The sequence below is a fragment of the Williamsia sp. z34 genome, from assembly GCF_059553395.1.
Map to the genome: position 1 here is coordinate 322,094 of NZ_JCANWW010000005.1, position 16,601 is coordinate 338,694.

General features: G+C 65.0%; 16 protein-coding genes. 8 read left to right on the plus strand and 8 right to left on the minus strand.

The genetic code is table 11. The annotated features are described in order from the left end of the window. Positions 1 to 16 precede the first annotated feature (16 nt). Complete coding sequence (locus tag AC51GT_RS14965) at positions 17 to 634, plus strand: hypothetical protein (protein WP_496329262.1); 618 nt, start codon at positions 17 to 19, stop codon at positions 632 to 634. Here the strand turns inward: AC51GT_RS14965 and AC51GT_RS14970 are convergent. The 4 genes from AC51GT_RS14970 to AC51GT_RS14985 all read right to left on the minus strand — a co-directional run bounded on the left by AC51GT_RS14970 (position 573) and on the right by AC51GT_RS14985 (position 4,480). Further along, positions 573 to 1,421 (minus strand): MBL fold metallo-hydrolase, encoded by an 849-nt coding sequence (locus AC51GT_RS14970; protein WP_496329263.1) that lies wholly within the window; start codon positions 1,419 to 1,421, stop codon positions 573 to 575. The two genes, AC51GT_RS14965 and AC51GT_RS14970, sit on opposite strands and share 62 nt — an antisense overlap. A gap of 63 nt (positions 1,422 to 1,484) precedes the next feature. Continuing rightward, entirely contained in the window at positions 1,485 to 2,678 is a 1,194-nt protein-coding gene (locus AC51GT_RS14975; protein ID WP_496329264.1) for a hemerythrin domain-containing protein, read from the minus strand. A gap of 30 nt (positions 2,679 to 2,708) precedes the next feature. Continuing rightward, positions 2,709 to 3,368, minus strand: coding sequence for a TetR/AcrR family transcriptional regulator (locus AC51GT_RS14980; protein WP_496329265.1), 660 nt, complete (start codon positions 3,366 to 3,368; stop codon positions 2,709 to 2,711). A 38-nt stretch (positions 3,369 to 3,406) separates the two neighbouring features. Beyond that, entirely contained in the window at positions 3,407 to 4,480 is a 1,074-nt protein-coding gene (locus AC51GT_RS14985; RefSeq protein WP_496322802.1) for an MsnO8 family LLM class oxidoreductase, read from the minus strand. A gap of 134 nt (positions 4,481 to 4,614) precedes the next feature. Between AC51GT_RS14985 and AC51GT_RS14990 the strand changes: the two genes are divergently transcribed. After that, positions 4,615 to 5,136, plus strand: a complete 522-nt coding sequence (locus AC51GT_RS14990) for a hypothetical protein (RefSeq protein ID WP_496329266.1) — start codon at positions 4,615 to 4,617, stop codon at positions 5,134 to 5,136. On the opposite strand, the gene AC51GT_RS14995 is transcribed toward AC51GT_RS14990, so the two are convergent. After that, positions 5,085 to 5,639: a hypothetical protein gene (locus AC51GT_RS14995; protein ID WP_496329267.1), complete on the minus strand. Its 555-nt coding sequence runs from the start codon at positions 5,637 to 5,639 to the stop codon at positions 5,085 to 5,087. The two genes, AC51GT_RS14990 and AC51GT_RS14995, sit on opposite strands and share 52 nt — an antisense overlap. A gap of 57 nt (positions 5,640 to 5,696) precedes the next feature. Next, complete coding sequence (locus AC51GT_RS15000) at positions 5,697 to 6,716, minus strand: LLM class flavin-dependent oxidoreductase (protein ID WP_496329268.1); 1,020 nt, start codon at positions 6,714 to 6,716, stop codon at positions 5,697 to 5,699. Between the two features lie 163 nt (positions 6,717 to 6,879). On the opposite strand from AC51GT_RS15000, the gene AC51GT_RS15005 reads away from it, so the two are divergent. The 6 genes from AC51GT_RS15005 to AC51GT_RS15030 all read left to right on the plus strand — a co-directional run bounded on the left by AC51GT_RS15005 (position 6,880) and on the right by AC51GT_RS15030 (position 14,078). After that, positions 6,880 to 7,449: a TIGR03086 family metal-binding protein gene (locus AC51GT_RS15005; RefSeq protein WP_496329269.1), complete on the plus strand. Its 570-nt coding sequence runs from the start codon at positions 6,880 to 6,882 to the stop codon at positions 7,447 to 7,449. Positions 7,450 to 7,601: 152 nt separating this feature from the next. Then, positions 7,602 to 8,069, plus strand: a complete 468-nt coding sequence (locus tag AC51GT_RS15010; protein WP_496329270.1) for a hypothetical protein — start codon at positions 7,602 to 7,604, stop codon at positions 8,067 to 8,069. 245 nt (positions 8,070 to 8,314) lie between these two features. Further along, positions 8,315 to 9,442, plus strand: coding sequence for a PQQ-dependent sugar dehydrogenase (locus tag AC51GT_RS15015; protein WP_496329271.1), 1,128 nt, complete (start codon positions 8,315 to 8,317; stop codon positions 9,440 to 9,442). A 122-nt stretch (positions 9,443 to 9,564) separates the two neighbouring features. After that, positions 9,565 to 12,117, plus strand: a complete 2,553-nt coding sequence (gene clpB, locus AC51GT_RS15020) for an ATP-dependent chaperone ClpB (RefSeq protein WP_496329272.1) — start codon at positions 9,565 to 9,567, stop codon at positions 12,115 to 12,117. A 181-nt stretch (positions 12,118 to 12,298) separates the two neighbouring features. After that, entirely contained in the window at positions 12,299 to 13,129 is an 831-nt protein-coding gene (locus AC51GT_RS15025; protein ID WP_496329273.1) for a DUF222 domain-containing protein, read from the plus strand. Next, positions 13,098 to 14,078 carry an HNH endonuclease signature motif containing protein gene (locus AC51GT_RS15030; protein WP_496329274.1) on the plus strand — a complete coding sequence of 327 codons (981 nt, stop codon included), beginning with the start codon at positions 13,098 to 13,100 and terminating at the stop codon, positions 14,076 to 14,078. Before AC51GT_RS15025 ends, AC51GT_RS15030 begins: the two co-directional genes overlap by 32 nt. Here the strand turns inward: AC51GT_RS15030 and AC51GT_RS15035 are convergent, their stop codons facing one another. Both AC51GT_RS15035 and AC51GT_RS15040 read right to left on the minus strand, forming a co-directional pair. Beyond that, positions 14,079 to 14,894 (minus strand): MerR family transcriptional regulator, encoded by an 816-nt coding sequence (locus tag AC51GT_RS15035; RefSeq protein WP_496322811.1) that lies wholly within the window; start codon positions 14,892 to 14,894, stop codon positions 14,079 to 14,081. A 130-nt stretch (positions 14,895 to 15,024) separates the two neighbouring features. Continuing rightward, complete coding sequence (locus tag AC51GT_RS15040; RefSeq protein WP_496322812.1) at positions 15,025 to 16,566, minus strand: MFS transporter; 1,542 nt, start codon at positions 16,564 to 16,566, stop codon at positions 15,025 to 15,027. Positions 16,567 to 16,601 lie beyond the last annotated feature (35 nt).

A 16,601-nucleotide genomic window follows, 5' to 3' on the forward strand; every position in this document is an offset into this window, starting at 1 on the left:
CACACCTGGAGCAGCCATGAGAAAACGCAGTATCGGTTCGGTCGTCGTCGGAGTCGGATTGTTCGTGGGGGTGTTGACCGCGTGCGGCGACGACGCCTCCTCGGCCGGTTCGGACAGCACGTCGTCGGCGACCCGCACGTCGGAACGGACGACTTCGGTGTCGCGTCCCCCGGCCGTATCGTCCTCGTCCACAACCGTTCCCGATCCGGTTGATGAGGTCGAAGGTCCCCAGGGGCCCGGCAACCCGGTGACCGACGGCAACCGGCCTCCCGTACCCGCCACGACCCACACGTCGACGCCACCCGGTGATGACGGACCGCATGACCTGCTCGGCAACATCGCTCTCTGGACGACCGCTGATGGCAATCCGCTCAACGGTACGGCGTTTGTCGTCGATTCCTGCGGCGACGGCGCGGATGTCGGGGCCGTCGACATGTCCGGACAGGCGAACATCGATGTACCGGTGAGCATCGGCTGCTGGGTGGTCGGCCTGACCCGGACACCGGTGGGTTACGCGCTGGCGGACGGACCGTCGCAGAAGACCGTCTACCTCGATGAGCGGACCAACGAGGTCATCCTGAACTTCCGGTTCGTTGCGACGGAGCAGGCCGCGCCGCTGGAACAGGAGAGCTGATGACGTCGCCGTCGGCGCCGGGCCGTGCTCCCACGGTGATGAGTTGGGACGCAACGTGTTCGATCGACCGATGGTGATGGCTCAGGTGCACCCCGACGACGTGCGTCAGGTCGTGGACGGCCTCGCAGGAGCGCAGGGTGCTGATCGTCTTCACCGCGTCGTCGAGTGCGTGATGGCCGGGGGAGTGCGGTGTGGCGCCGAACGTGGTGTCGAGGAACACCGCGTCGTAGCGCGCCCCGGCGACCCCGGAGAACCACTCGTCCGGGAGCGGACCGGTATCGGTGGCCCACAGCAGCCTCGAACCGTCCGGACCCGTGACGTCGTAGAGCACGGAATCACCGTCCCGGTAGACGTGGTGGTTCGCGACCAGGACGCGGATGTCGTAGCCGGAGAGCCTGATTCGCTCGCCCGCGGTGACCGGACGCAGGGTGACCGGATCGTTCGGTCCGATCCAATCCCTGGCCCGGTCGAGCAGGTCGCCGGGGCCCACCAGGTCGATCGGTCCGGCGTCGGTGATCCATGATCGGAACAACAACGCCTGCGGTCCGAAATGATCCGGGTGATCGTGCGTGATCAGGATGGTGCGGACGCCGGCAAGCGTGCGGCCGAGTCGGCTTGCGGCGGCCGGCGCCTCCGGTCCGCAGTCGATCAGCAGCGCGTTGTCGACCAGGGCCGCCGTCTGCCCCCGTATGTCGCCGCGACGCAAGGCCGTGGTACAGGAATCGCACCGGCAAAAAGGATTCGGCCATCCGTCGGCGGCACCGGATCCGAGCAGGACGGTTTCCATCAGCTGAGGCTCTCACCGGGTCCGACCATAGGAGGAACCCTACCGATACCGCAGGTTCGGGTGTCAGCGGTTGCGGGCGGCTGCGTGCATCTCGGTGCCGACGGTTTGTTCCCGCAGGGCTTCGAGGTTCTGCAGCATGTGTGGCCGCATATCGGTGTGGTGAGGAAAGAGCCGGGAGTAGAGCCAGATCAACGGGCGCGCGGGCAGGATGGTGATGCGGTAGGAGTGCGTGACCAGTGTCCCGTGCTCCTGCGGGGTGAACGTGTACGACCAGATGGTCGAGTCGTGCCGGGTCCGGTCGATGCGCTCGGGGATCGTGCGGAACGCGAACTCGACACCTCGATCGGCGGTGACGACTTCGCAGACCCGGGACCAGCGGGCGTACCGGAACCTGTTGTGTCCGCGGAACCGGGCACCCACCGCGCCCGCCTTTGAGCCGGGAAGCCATTCACTCGAGCGGCATTCGGGACTGCGGTCCCCGATCGTGGTGACGTCGGAGACGGTGTCATACAAAACACTCGGCGCGGCGTCGATGTGCAGACTCACTGATCCATCTGTCCGAAACCCGCGTTCGGAGCGCTGCAGTCGCGGCGTGACGTCGACAGTGGTTCCCCACCGGGCAGTGCAGGCGCGGCGGTAAGGACGAGCGAACCCCTGGAGCACGATGAAGCGCACCACTGGGGGTACCAGGTTGACGACGAGGTCGTACCGTTCCTGATCGAGGCTGTCGATGAGCCAGTGCCCCTCGATCCCCAGCTCGCGCTTGCTCTTTGGCGCGATGTTCGTCGTCTGATCCCATTCGTCGAATTCGGCGCGGGTGATGGAGTGCGAGACGATCGGCATCATCTCGTCCTCCTCGCGACGCAGGTGTGGGAGCAGTTCGCTCTCGAGCTCGTCGACGGCGGACGCCAGCTCCGGTCGTGCCGATTCGGTTGTTCGGTAGTGTTCGGCGGCCGCGGCGACGCGATCGATCGCCGGAGAGACCCGGCTGTGGTCGGCCTCCATCTGATCGAGCAGTGCGCCGGCATCAGGGTTGCGCTGCCGTATCAAGGGCCAAAGAGTGTCCTCGGCCGTGTGATGGCGGTGCAGGAACCCGGTCATCCAGAACAGATGGTCTGCAAGCGCAACCCGTTGGTCGGCGGGTGGCGGATGCGGCTGTTCCAGAACGGTTTTCGCTCGGTTGATGTCACGCCGCAGCGCGGCATGCACGATGGCGTTGATCCGGGTGTCGGCCGGTCCGTTCGGATCGGTTTTCATGGCTTGGGCCTTTCGGCGGTGCCCGACGTCTCACCTCGGGCGGGTCAACAATTCTTCGATGCGGTCGGTGAGCCAGTTCTCGTATTGTTCGCGGCTCCAGCCGGAGTCGCGCACGAGCAGGTCGTAGACCGCGATGCTCGTGAGCATCCAGACCTCGTCGATTTCGGTGGCGTGAAGTGGGCGGCGCGCGATCAACTGTCCACCGGCGATGGTTTGCTCTCGCCGGTTTCGGTCGATGGTGGCCAGGAGCTCGGCGAGGCCGTTTTCCGCGGCCGCGCCCTGACGTAATGCGGCGTCGAGCCGGTACGTGCGTTCGTTGATGGCGCCCATCAACTCGGCCGCCGCCCGAGCCCGGGTTCGGAGCGTGTCTCCGGTGCCGAGGGCGGCATATTCGGGTCGGTCAGCCAACGGCACGGGTTCGTCGTCGCCGGCAACCGCCACGTCCACAACCAGTTTCAGGACCGCGGCCTTGGAACCGATCGTCGAGTAGATGGTTTCGACGGATACGTCGGCGTTGCGAGCGATGAGCGGCATGCTCGTCCCCACCCAGCCGTTGTCGGCGAACAACTGTTGGGCGGCCTGCAGTACCGCGGTCCGGGTTTGAGCCGCCTGCATACGTCGCCGTGGGGATCGGTAGGTACGCGTTGGTGCCGTACCTGCTGCCTCGGCGTCTTCCTTGGCCGTTGACACCCCTCCAAGCTACAGCGGGTCTGTTTTCAATACAAGGACTATGTAGCGAATAGTTCGGACGCCGACTCATCCTCGGTTCGTCGCGGTGACAGGCCGAACGCGCGCGCGACGCGCGCGTGGGAACGGTGGCGGTCGGCGGGGTCGGCGATGAGGTCCTGGAGCATCAGTTCATCCGCGCCGCTCTCCTCGATCATTTGTTCCAGTGTCGCGCGCACGTCCTCGGGGCCGCCCGCCACAAACCGGGGCCATCGACCGTCCACGATGGTTGTGGGTTCGTTCTTCTCGGCGTCGGTCATCTCCCGGGCGGCTTCGTCGGCGGACGGAATGGTCACCGATCCCGCCGAGCGTCCGGCGCGGCTCAGGCGCGCATAGAAACCCTTCGCGGAGTTCGCGAGGTGTTCGCCGTCGGCTTTTGTCTCGCCCACGGTGACGTTGACCGCCAGGATTGCGCGCGGAGAGTCGAGTCCGAAGCCCTGGGCCCGAAACTCCTTGCGGTAGTGGCGCAGCGCGGAGGCTGCGTCGGTCGGGCGGATAAATCCGGCGAACGTGTAGCCGATACCGAGTCCGGCCGCCAGGTTCGAGCCGTTCGGACTCGATCCGAGCAGCCACGTCTGCGGGATCTCGGGCACGGACGGCATGAGCCGATGGCCGGCGAACGGATGCTCGTCGGGGAAGGCCTCATACAGCCACGACAGGGTTTCGAGTACCTGCTGGTGGTGGTCGACGTGCGATCGGTGCTCCCGGTTCGATTGCAGGGCCAGATCCAGGACCGGGCCCGCGGTGGCGCGGCCCATGCCCAGGTCGATGCGGCCGGGGGCCATCGCTTCGAGCTGTTTGAACATCTCGGCGACTTTGAACGGGCTGTAGTGATTCATCAGCACGGCACCGGAACCGAGGCGGATCGCGGAGGTCTGCATCGCCGCGGCCGCGATCAACAGTTCGGGGTGATGGGAGGCGCCCGACCGGCTCAGGTGGTGCTCGGCGAACCAGATGCGGTGGAACCCTGCGCTCTCGGCCCGACGGGCGGTCTCCAGGGAATCGGCCAACGCCTGCTTCTCCGTGGTTCCGGGGGCGACGGTCCCCAGGTCGACGATGGACAGCTTCACGGACACTTCTCCTCCTGCGTCGGCAGAACACCGATCCCCACACTATGCCCGGAATGCTCGTCAGGGCGCACCCGCCGCGTCGTGCAGGACCGAAGAGATTCTGGCCGAACCTGATTCGTGAACGCGTACCGTCGGACGGCATGGGCCGGCTGCGATTCGACGGTGAGATCTTCGGGATCGGCACCTCCGGCGGCACCCGCATCGTCGTCGGACATTGGCCTTCCTCGCACCTGGGGGATTTCGCGGACGCGATGGTCGAATTCCCGGACGGTGAACGGCTGTTGATCGCGCCGAGCGAGGAGGTTCGTGAATTCGTCTCGGCCACCTACAACTTCGACCGCACGATCGTCGCCGACATATCCTTCGCCTCCGACGGCTCGCGGGTCGTGGTGAGCGCAGGTGATCTGACGGTGTCCTTCGAAGTCGGTTCGCCGACGTTGCTGGGTCGCCTGCTCTCGCTCCTACCCGCCGCGGTGATCACGGCGCCGTGGTTCTGTGTGATCAGTGATCCCGTCGCCCGGGTGTTCTTGCGGGGCGTGCGGACGCGGGGAAACCGCTGGTGGGGACGGGCTCGGGCAGACGGACGGACAGTGATGCCGTCGGGCGCGGGTTACCCGTTCACGACGGGTGCATTGAGCCACGTTGCCACGGCCGGCGCATAGAGGAGAGCGCTGCTGATCACCGCCAAACCGGCCACCACCAGAGGTAGTACGGAAATCACCCCACCGACCACCTCGTGGGTGGGCTCGGATACCAGCCAGAACTGAATCCCGACGGCCACCGTGAGTGCGGCGTCGACGGCCAGCGTCGTGCGCCCGGAGTTGAGGCGGTTACGGACCCTTCGGATGCCCACGACCGCGACCGCCGCGATCAACACCGCCACGGCGGCATTGCCGATCAGGATGAAGTCCACCGTCTGGGCGATGTCGTCGGGGTCGATCGCAGGGTGATCTGCGACGAAGGACTCGGTCAGTGTCCGGCGTACTTCGACGTGCTTGAAGGCTGTGCCGATGACGGCGATCATCAATGCCGCCGCTGTGATCAGCCAAGCGATCACGGCGGCGTCGAGGAGGTCCGGTCGATCATCGGGGACAGGTGGCCCCGCGACCAGGATCTCGGGTCGGGCCCGGCGTGGGTCCGGCCATGGTGATCCCGGTTCGTCCATAGCGCGATCGTACGTCGGACCACCCGTGTGCAGGCCCGGCGTGATCGACCCGGTAGGTCAGCGCCAACCGAGCGCGGGGGCGACGTGTTCGAGGATCGATTCGATGACGTGGGCGTTGTAGTCGACACCGAGCTGATTGGGCACCGTGAGCAACAGGGTGTCGGCCGCGGCGATCGCCTCGTCCTCGCGGAGCTGCTCGATCAACCGGTCCGGTTCGTCGGCGTAACTGCGACCGAACCGGGCGATGCCCCCATCGATGACGCCGACTTGATCGGTGTTGTCGCCACCGCGACCGAAGTAGGCACGGTCGCGGTCGTCGACGAGGGCAAAGATGCTGCGGCTGACGGATACTCGTGGCTCCCGCTGGTGGCCGGCCACCTTCCAGGCGTCGCGGAAGCGTTCGATCTGCTCGGCCTGCAGCTGGTGGAAGGGGACGCCGGTGTCCTCGGTCAGCAACGTCGAACTCATCAGGTTCATGCCCTGCTGTGCGGTCCACTCGGCGGTCGCGCGGCTGCCCGCACCCCACCAGATCCGGTCGCGCAGACCCGGGGACTGCGGTTCGATGCCGAGTAGGCCGGGTGGATTGGGGAACATCGGCGACGGATTGGGCTGGGCGAACTTCGCACCATCGATGACCTTGAGGAAGACGTCGGTGTGCTGTCGGGCCATCTCGGCGTCGGTCGAGTCGTCGTCGGGTACGTATCCGAAGTAGTGGTAGCCGTTGATCACCTGTTCGGGGGATCCGCGGCTGATTCCCAGCTGCAGTCGACCTTCCGAGATGAGGTCGGCGGCGCCGGCATCCTCGGCCATGTACATCGGATTCTCGTAGCGCATGTCGATCACACCGGTGCCGATCTCGATCCGGTTTGTCTTCGCGCCCACCGCTGCGAGCAGCGGGAATGGCGAGCCCAGCTGTCGGGCGAAGTGGTGCACCCGGAAGTACGCGCCGTCGGCGCCGAGTTCCTCGGCCGCAACGGCCAGATCGATGGATTGCAGCAGGGTGTCGGCGGCCGACCGCGTCTGCGAGCCCGGCGAGTCCGACCAATGCCCGAACGAGAGGAATCCGATGTTCTTCATGACACGTTAAATAGAACTACGGTCCGTTTAATTCCCGTCGCCGGTTTCCGCGCCGCATCGAGCGGAGTCCCGGCGTTCGTCGTCGCCGATGACATCAGTCGTTCTGCCCGGTCTATATGGGGACAGCCGCCTATACGGGGCACAGTTCGACGGAAGGGCGCAGATGATCGACTTCACCGCGGCGGCGGAAGCCTTGGCGAATCTCATCGGGAAGGTGGGTGCCGACGATCTCCGGCGGCCGACACCGTGCGACGACTACACCGTGGCCGACCTGTTGATGCACATCGACGAGGGCGCCACCGGATTCACGGCGGTTGCCGACGGCGCGACCTCGAGCCCGGCCGTAAGCGACGTCGAGGACGTCGCCTCCCGGTTGCGGGTCGCCGATCACGTCCGCGATCTGGGGCGAGCCTGGTTGCTGCCGGGGGCGTGGGCGGGCGATTCGGCTCTGGCCGGTCTTGAATTGGCGAACGAGGTCTGGGGGAAGATCGCCCTGACCGAGGTGATCGTGCACGGCTGGGATCTGGCCGTGGCCACCGGCCACGGGTTTGCCGTACCTGAACAGTTGGTGCGTGCCTGCCGTGACCACGTGGAGGTGTTCGTACCGGCTGCACCGATCCCTCGACTGTGGGGCGAGTCGGTCGGGGGTGGCGAGACGATGCCGTTGCTGGACCGGACGGTGGCCATCACCGGTCGCGATCCGCGGGCGTGGCACCTTGCTGCGCAGTCATGAGCGCGCGGGATCTCGGGGGCCGAGGGGTACGGCTACCGTCCTTGGGTCTCGCAGTGCAAGACCCCTGAGGGTTCTGTGGATAAAGTCTTCGGTGATACACAGATGGCCTCGGCGCCGGTATCGGGCTCTTTCGGCGTGACAGCCTCGGGCACATGGGCATTCGATACTATGCATATCCGCTACAACCTCATGACGTCGTCGCTGCGCGCCACGACCCCTATCTGTTCCTCTCCGACGATCCGTTGATGGACGCCTGGGGAGCAGACGCAGACCGTCCACGGATGCTGTACCTGGACAAGGCGTGGCGTGAACTCCAGCATGTGTTCACGGTGCAGGACGGGTACTTGCGTCCACGCATCTCGCTGGAACTGGTGAAGGGCAACGTGACGCCGGTGGGTCCGTACGGTGGTCATGTCGGTTTCGTGCATGTCTTGCCACCGGAGGTGGTAGACGAGGTCGCCCGGGACATCGTGCTGTTCGAGCCCGTCGACGACGTATCGATCAAGGAACCGTTCCCATACTCAGACGCGGCCTACGTCAACCAGTACCTCCGCCTGGCCCAGACCTTCATGGCCGAATTGGCTTCCGATGGAATGGGTTTGGTCTACACGATTCGGTGAAGCGACACCGGACGTCAACGTGCTGTGTCCGATTGTTCGGCAGTGCGCACCGTGGGGGGCCCGGTCGACCAGACTTGGGACGATCTACTTATGGATAATCAGTACATATCTGCGTTACCCTTCGTTATGTACAAGTCCTACATATACCGAGGGGTCGGCTGATGACCACAACCGATAGATCAGTCGGATCGTCGCCGATCATGCTGCTAGCGTGCAGGATTCGTCCACGCGCAAGGGGTGGAGCTGTGGCGGCACTGTGTTGCAGCATCATCGTCACTCTCGTTCTCGCCGGCTGTGCCGAAGCGACTGATCAACAGTGGCGCCCGTCCGCAACCGCGCTTTCCGTGGGTGCCGGTGCCGGTGCCGGTGCTGGTGCCGCGACGCTGGGTGATCCCGTCGAGCTGGCAACCGGACTGGAAGCACCCTGGGGACTCACGTTCCTTCCCGACGGATCAGCCCTGGTCTCGGAGCGGATCAGCGGAACGATCGTGCGGGTTCCTGCCGAGGGGGGTGAACCTCGGACTGTGGGAGCCGTTCCTGAGATGGTCGTGAGCTCAGAGGGGGGCCTCCTCGGCATCGTTGCATCGCCCCGATTTGCCGAGGACCGCACTGTTTATGCCTCCGTCTCCGGGGCGCAGGAGAACCGCATCGTCGCGCTGACCATCTCCGAGGACTACGGTTCACTCACCGTCGACCGGGTGCTGCTCGACGGAATCCAAACGGCAGATCGGCATCACGGCGGCCGCCTCACCATCGGCCCGGACGGGTACCTCTGGATAGGCACTGGCGACGCCTTCGAGCCGGAGAACGCGGCGGACGACGACTCGCTCAACGGAAAGATACTGCGCATCGCCGTCGACGGTTCGGTGCCGCAGGACAATCCTGCGCAGACGCCGATCTTCTCCGGCGGTCATCGCAACGTGCAGGGCATTGCCTTCGCGCCGGACGGTACCGCCTACGCGTCGGAGCTGGGTCACCGGACTTGGGACGAGGTGAACGTCCTGCTCCCGGGACTCGATTACGGGTGGCCGGACACAGAGGGCACCGCAGGAGAGAGCGGCGAGCCGCCCATCGCGACCATCCACCCGGACGAAGCCAGCCCTTCCGGTATGGCCTACGCGGAGGGCTCACTCTGGATCGGCGCGCTCGGAGGCCAACGGCTCTGGCAGCTCCCAGTCGCCGGACCTCGCGCCACGGCGGATCCGATCGCCCATCTCGTCGGAGAGTATGGCCGGATCCGCACGGTCGAGGTCGCCCCCGACGGTGCGCTCTGGCTCATGACGTCGAATACCGATCGGGCGACCTGGGGTGGCACCGACCCGCGTCCGGGTGATGATCGGATCCTCCGGGTGGAGATCGCCCAATCGGAGTGACTGCTGGTCGCAGGAATCTTTAGTTGAGCGGAACAGACTCAACTCTTGGTGCGTTACACCTTCTGAACGGGCGCAACGGCGACCCGTAAGTTCTTGTATGGACCTTAGAAGGAAGGTGACTCGTGGACAGTTTCAACCCCACCACCAAGACACAGGCCGCGTTGCAGGCCGCGATCCAGGATGCAGCCGCGTCCGGGAACCCTGACGTACGACCTGCTCACATGCTCGTGGCGCTGCTGGATCAGTCAGATGGGATCTCCGCGCCGCTGCTCAAGGCGGTGGGCGTTGATCCTGGTCAGATCCGCGCCGCGGCACAACAGCTCGTCGACCGGATGCCCAAGGCCTCCGGCGCCAGCTCGACACCGCAGCTCAGCCGCGAGAGCATCGCGGCCATTTCGGCAGCTCAGCAACTCGCCGGTGAACTCGATGACGAGTACGTCTCGACCGAACACCTCGTTGTCGGGCTGGCGAAGGGTGACTCCGACGTCGCCAAGCTGCTGTCCGATGCGGGTGCGACCGCCCAGGCTCTCCAGGACGCGTTCGTCGCAGTCCGTGGCAGTGCCCGCGTGACCTCCGCCGACCCGGAGAGCACCTATCAGGCGTTGGAGAAGTACTCCACCGACCTGACCGCTGCCGCTCGTGAAGGCAAGCTCGACCCGGTCATCGGCCGCGACACAGAGATCCGTCGCGTCGTCCAGGTGCTGAGCCGCCGGACCAAGAACAACCCGGTCCTGATCGGTGAACCCGGTGTCGGTAAGACCGCGATCGTCGAAGGGCTCGCCCAGCGCATCATCGCCGGTGACGTCCCCGAAAGTCTGCGTGGAAAAACCGTTGTGTCCCTCGACATGGGTTCGATGGTCGCCGGTGCCAAGTACCGCGGCGAGTTCGAAGAGCGACTGAAGGCTGTCCTGGAAGAGATCAAAGGCTCTGCCGGACAGGTCATCACGTTCATTGACGAGCTGCACACCATCGTGGGTGCCGGAGCCACCGGCGACTCTGCGATGGACGCCGGCAACATGATCAAGCCGATGCTAGCCCGCGGTGAACTGCGGCTGGTGGGTGCCACCACACTCAGCGAATACCGTCAGTACATCGAGAAAGACGCCGCCCTGGAACGGCGTTTCCAGCAGGTCTACGTCGGCGAACCGTCGGTTGAAGACGCCATCGGCATCCTGCGTGGACTCAAGGAACGGTACGAGGTGCACCACGGCGTCCGGATCACGGACTCCGCACTGGTCGCGGCCGCAACACTGAGTGATCGTTACATCACGTCGCGGTTCCTGCCCGACAAGGCCATCGACCTGGTCGACGAGGCAGCATCTCGGCTCCGGATGGAAATCGATTCGCGCCCAGTCGAAATCGACGAGGTCGAGCGCATCGTGCGTCGGCTCGAAGTCGAAGAGGTCGCGTTGGAGAAGGAATCCGACGCCGCGTCGAAGATCCGCCTCGACAAGCTCCGTCAGGAGCTGGCCGACCAGCGAGAGAAGCTCAACGAGCTCTCCGCGCGCTGGCAGGGTGAGAAGAACGCGATCGACTCGGTCCGCGACCTCAAGGAACGCCTCGAAAACCTGCGCGGTGAATCCGAGCGGGCCGAGCGCGATGGGGATCTGGGCCGGGCAGCCGAACTGCGGTACGGCACCATCCCGACCCTGGAAAAGGAACTCGCTGCCGCCATGGAGAAGTCGGGTGCAGACCCGACCGGCGACGTGATGCTGCAGGAAGAGGTCGGCCCTGACGATGTGGCACAGGTGGTTTCCGCCTGGACGGGTATCCCGGCCGGCCGCATGCTCGAGGGTGAGACCGCGAAACTGCTGCGGATGGAAGACGAACTCGGATCTCGGGTCGTCGGCCAGAAGCTGGCCGTCGAGGCGGTGTCCGACGCGGTTCGTCGTGCTCGCGCCGGTGTCGCCGACCCGAACCGGCCGCTGGGCTCGTTCCTGTTCCTCGGACCGACCGGCGTCGGTAAAACCGAGTTGGCCAAGGCTCTTGCCGAGTTCTTGTTCGACGACGAACACGCCATGGTTCGCATCGACATGAGCGAGTACGGCGAAAAGCACAGTGTGGCAAGGCTCGTGGGTGCTCCTCCCGGCTACGTAGGCTACGAGTCCGGTGGCCAATTGACCGAGGCCGTTCGACGCCGCCCCTACACGGTGGTGCTGTTCGACGAGGTCGAGAAGGCACATCCGGATGTGTTCGACATCCTGCTGCAGGTGCTCGACGAGGGACGGCTGACCGATGGTCAGGGCCGCACGGTCGACTTCCGCAACACCATCTTGATCCTGACGTCCAACCTGGGAGCAGGTGGCGACAAGGACCAGGTGATGGCGGCCGTCCGGGCGGCGTTCAAGCCGGAGTTCATCAACCGACTCGACGACGTCGTGGTGTTCGACTCGCTGACCGCCGAACAACTGGTGTCGATCGTCGACATCCAGCTCGGCCAGCTGGGCAAGCGCCTGGCACAGCGTCGGTTGCAGCTGGAGGTCTCGGAGGACGCCAAGAAGTGGCTCGCCACCCGCGGATTCGATCCGCTCTACGGTGCCCGCCCGCTGCGCCGGTTGGTGCAGCAGGCGATCGGCGACCAGCTGGCCCGGGCATTGCTGGCCGGCAAGATCGCCGACGGCGACGTTGTCCCGGTGACCACCAGCGACGATGCCGAGACGTTGGTCGTCGGCTGACCTGGCCGACTGTTTGAACGAGAACCCCTGCACCGCAACGGTGTAGGGGTTCTCGCTTGTTGCGGGAACGAGGATTGACACTCTCGATCAGTTCGAACATACGTTTGATTACTCGGCATTTTGGGGCTACACTTCTCTTCAAGCGCTTTCGCGTTCGTTCACAGGGGCTGGGGGGTCCGGGGTGTCTGATCAGTTCGCAATCGACATGCCGACGCATGCTGCCCTGCTCGAGCTCGAGGCGGCTGTCGAGCGCATCGCCACAACGGATTTGACGCCGCTGTCTGATGAAGACTGCGTGCGGGTGCTGCAGCGGATCGAAACCTCGACGCGAAGACTGCAGGCCGCAGCTTTGCCGGTATTACGCGAAGTTACTGTGCGGCGGGCTTTTTCGAAGGTGGGTTTCGGGTCGCCGGTGGCGATGCTCAAACACCTGTTGCGGTTGCGGCCCGGGGCGGCCCGTAAACGGCTGGAGGCAATGGACGCTCTGACCGCATCGGTGATGCCCAGTGGTGAGATCGTCGCACCGCGGTATCCGGAGACAGCGGCGGCGTTGCGGGACGGAGCGATCGATCTCGAGCATGCGGCGATCGTGTTGGACGTGATGGCCAAGATCCCCGCGAAGGTCGATGCGGAAAAGCGGGAGAACACCGAGGCCGCGATGGCGGAGTTGTGCCAGCGGTACACCCCGCCAGAAGTGGAGCGGATCGGTGAGCGGATCGTCGAGTATCTCGATCCCGACGGTACGTTGACCGACGATGCGGACCGCGCCCGCCATCGCGGTCTGAGCCTGGGCAATCAGTCCACGAACTTGATGTCGAAGATCACCGGCCATCTGGACCCGGTGACGCGCGCCCTGCTGGACGTGATGTTGACCGTCTGGGCCGCGAAAGGGATGAACAATCCTGGTGACCCGCTGTCCCCGTCGGGCGCGGTGGACGACCCGGCCCTGGACAAAGACATCCTGCAGGCCGCTGCTGACAATGACATTCGCAGTCAGGCGCAGCGCAACTGATGCGTTGAAGGCCGCGCTGCTGTATTTGATCGAGTCCGGTCAGCTCGGCAGATCGCACCGTGGTCTGCCGGTGCAGGTGATCATCTCGATGACGAAAGATCAGCTCGACGAATCGCTGCGGTCCTCACCTGACGCCGCCGGTGTGGTCATCGACATCGATGAACGCGACGACGGTGTTGCCGATGCCGATGCCGATGCCGATGCCGATGCCGAGGTACCGGACGAGTCGCAGCCGGAGCCGGAGCCTGAATCGGAATCGGAATCGGTGGAGGTTCTCGAGCCGGAGGTGCTGGAGCCGAGCAGGACCCGATCGGGTGAACTTGTGCCACTTGAAAGCCGGAGTCCGGTGCGGCCGTACGGATCAGGTGTGGCGTATACGGCGACCGGAACGATTCTGCCCATCGGTGATGCTGTGGAACTCGCTGTGCGCAGCGACAAATCGTTGGCGATCTTCAAGAATCACTCGAACGAGATCCTGTACTACGGGCGGGCGCGTCGGCTGGCGAGCGAGTCGCAGCGGCTGGCGATGTTCGCTGCTCATCGCGGTTGCTCGACGCCAGGATGTTCAAATCCGGCAATGTGGGCCGAAGCCCATCACATTTTGGAATGGGTGCTCGGCGGATTCACCGATATCTTCAACGAGGCACCGGCGTGTCCGCAGCACCACAAGCTGATCGGTCCGGGGGTCAATCAATGGCAGACGGTGATGCTCACCGAAGGACCGGATGCGGGTCGGTGTGCCTGGATTCCACCGGCCTTCATCGATCCGGAAAGAAAGCCCATGGTCAACCGGGCGCACCACCCCGACGAGGCGCTTCGCGAGGCTCGGGAGGCAATGCGTATTCGTCGAATTGAGCAGCTGAAACAGCGTGAACTCGAGTGCGGCGTCCAGCCGCCGGATTCGCCGGGCACCCCCGACGAGGCTGGGCGGCCCGGCGAAAAGTGCTGATCAGCGGACGAAGTCGACCTGGACTTCGGTGACCCAGTGGGTTTGCTTGTCAGCCATTTCCAGGTAGATCTCTCGACCCTGCCCGGTCAGGGTGAATCCCTGATCGGTGACCCAGCGGTTGAGGGTTTGGTACGACGCGTCGATCGTGTCCATTTCCCCGTGATGGATCAGCGAGGCGACTTCTCCGCCCGGGATCTCGAAGGTGTCGAGGCCGGGTACCGAACCGGACAGGACGGGCATCGTGGCATGGATCCACACCGCATCCTCGGATTCCTCGGGTGCGGGGGAGTAGTAGGCCAGCGGCGGACCCACCGGAGTCTCGCGCGCGGCGCGGAGCGCTTCGCCGACGCGAGGGTACAACTCACGGATGGTCGGCCCGATGTCCTCGGTGGTGGTGCTGGCGGCCACCGCGCGCAATCCCACGTTCTTGGTCGGTGCAACGGTTTTGGTGGTGATGATGGATTCGGACACGCCTTCTTCTCCTTCGATGAGTCGGAGTCTGGCTTCCACTCGGGCGAGGCGATGCTGGTCGTGCCGGATCTGCGATTCGAGTTCCACCTGGCGCAGACGCAACATTGCCCGCAAGTCGGAACCGGTGAGGTCGTCGTCGACGATCTGACGTACCTCGTCGAGGCGCAGACCCAGATCCTTCAGCGCAACAACGCGGTTGAGTCGTTCGAGCTGGTTCACCTCGTAGAACCGGTAGCCGCTGTGCGGGTCGGTGCGTGACGGTGTGAGCAGCCTGATCGAGTCGTAGTGTCGCAGCATTCGGACCGATACCCGGCCGAGCTTGGCAAAATCTCCGATGGTGATCATGGCGGTCTCCACGCTGCAACCTGACACTGTGTGAGGGTCAAGGACCGAACCTACCGGGTGCGCACAGCCGACAAGAGAAAACCGGGCCGCGCCCGAAGGCGGCGACCCGGTTCTCCGCAGAAAAAGGTCCTCAGGCCGCGACGACCGCCGCGTTCTGTGGTTCGTCACCCAGTGAGTGACGGCCCATCCGAATCATGAAGGTCGAGACCAAGAACGCCAGGACCATGAATCCCGCGCCCCAGTAGAACGCCACGTCGTAGCTGTAGATGTTGGCCTCGGTGAATGCGGCCGGATCGACCGGGACCGGTGCTCCCGTGGCCGGGTCCTGCGTCATGGCCGAGCCGCTGTGTCCGGAGAAGGCCTGCGCCACAATCGTGCTCAAGAGTGCAACGCCGACCGACCCGCCCACCTGCTGGGAGGTGTTCAACAACGCGCTGGCCACGCCGGAGTCCGACTCCTTGATGCGATGAAGCGCCGTCGATTGCGACGACACGAACACCAGGCCCATGCCGAACGCGATCAGGATTTCGCTGGGCAGGACGTGCACCGCCCAGGTCGAGTCCGAGTCCAGCTGCGCCAGGTACAGGAAGCCTGCTGTGCCGAGGGCGGTGCCCAGCATCAGCAACGGTCGGGGACCGAAGCGCGGCAGCAGAGAACTGGCGAAGCCGGCCGAGATGATGACGGTGATCGGGAACGGCAGGAACAGGACGCCGGCCCACAACGGCGGGTGGCCGAGTGTGTTCTGGAAGTAGTAGCTCAGGAACAGGAACATGGCGAACATGGCCGTCGGGGTGATGAACGCGACGAGATAGGCACCGCCCCTGCTGATCTCGCCGGGAATGCGTAGCGGTAGCAGTGGATTGGGCGTGCGGACCTCGATGGTCACGAATGCGGCCAGCAAGACGGCGGCGGCGACGAACAGCAGAATGGTCGTCGTTGCGCCCCAGCCCGATTCGGCCGCCTTGGTGAATCCGTACACCAGGCTGATCAGGCCGAGGGTCACGGTGACCGCGCCGGGCAGGTCATATCCGCCGGTTCGCTTGGAGGGTCGGTCGCGGATCACCAGCAGCAACCCGCCGACGGCGGCGATGATGGCGATCGGGGTGTTGATCAGCAGGGTCCAGCGCCACGACAGGTATTCGGTCAGTGCGCCGCCGGCGATGAGACCGATGGCTGCTCCACCTCCGGAGACGGCTGCGTACACGGCGAAGGCGCGGGCGCGTTCCTTCTGTTCGATGAAGGTGACGGTGATCAGCGACAGGGCTGCCGGTGCGAGGATCGCCGCGAACACGCCTTGCAGGGCGCGTCCGGCGAAGAAGGACATCGCGTCCCAGGCGAACCCGGCCATGGCCGACGATGCGGCGAATCCGGCGAGGCCGATCAGGAACATTCGGCGGCGTCCCAGGTAATCGGCCATTCGTCCGCCGAGGAGGAGCAGGCCACCGAACATCAGCGTGTAGGCCGTCAGGGCCCACTGGCGGTTTGCGTCCGAAATGTCCAAATCGGCTTGGGCATAAGGTAATGCGATGGTCACGATGCTGGCATCGAGTACCACCATGAGCTGTGCAAGTGCGATGATCACCAGTGCCAACCAGCGGCGCGGGTCGGCGGTCGGGGTGGTTGTTGTGGGGTCGGGGAGTTCTTTGGAGATGGCGGTGTCGGATGAAGCCACGAGATCCTCAAATCTAGAGGGCTGACGAAAACGGC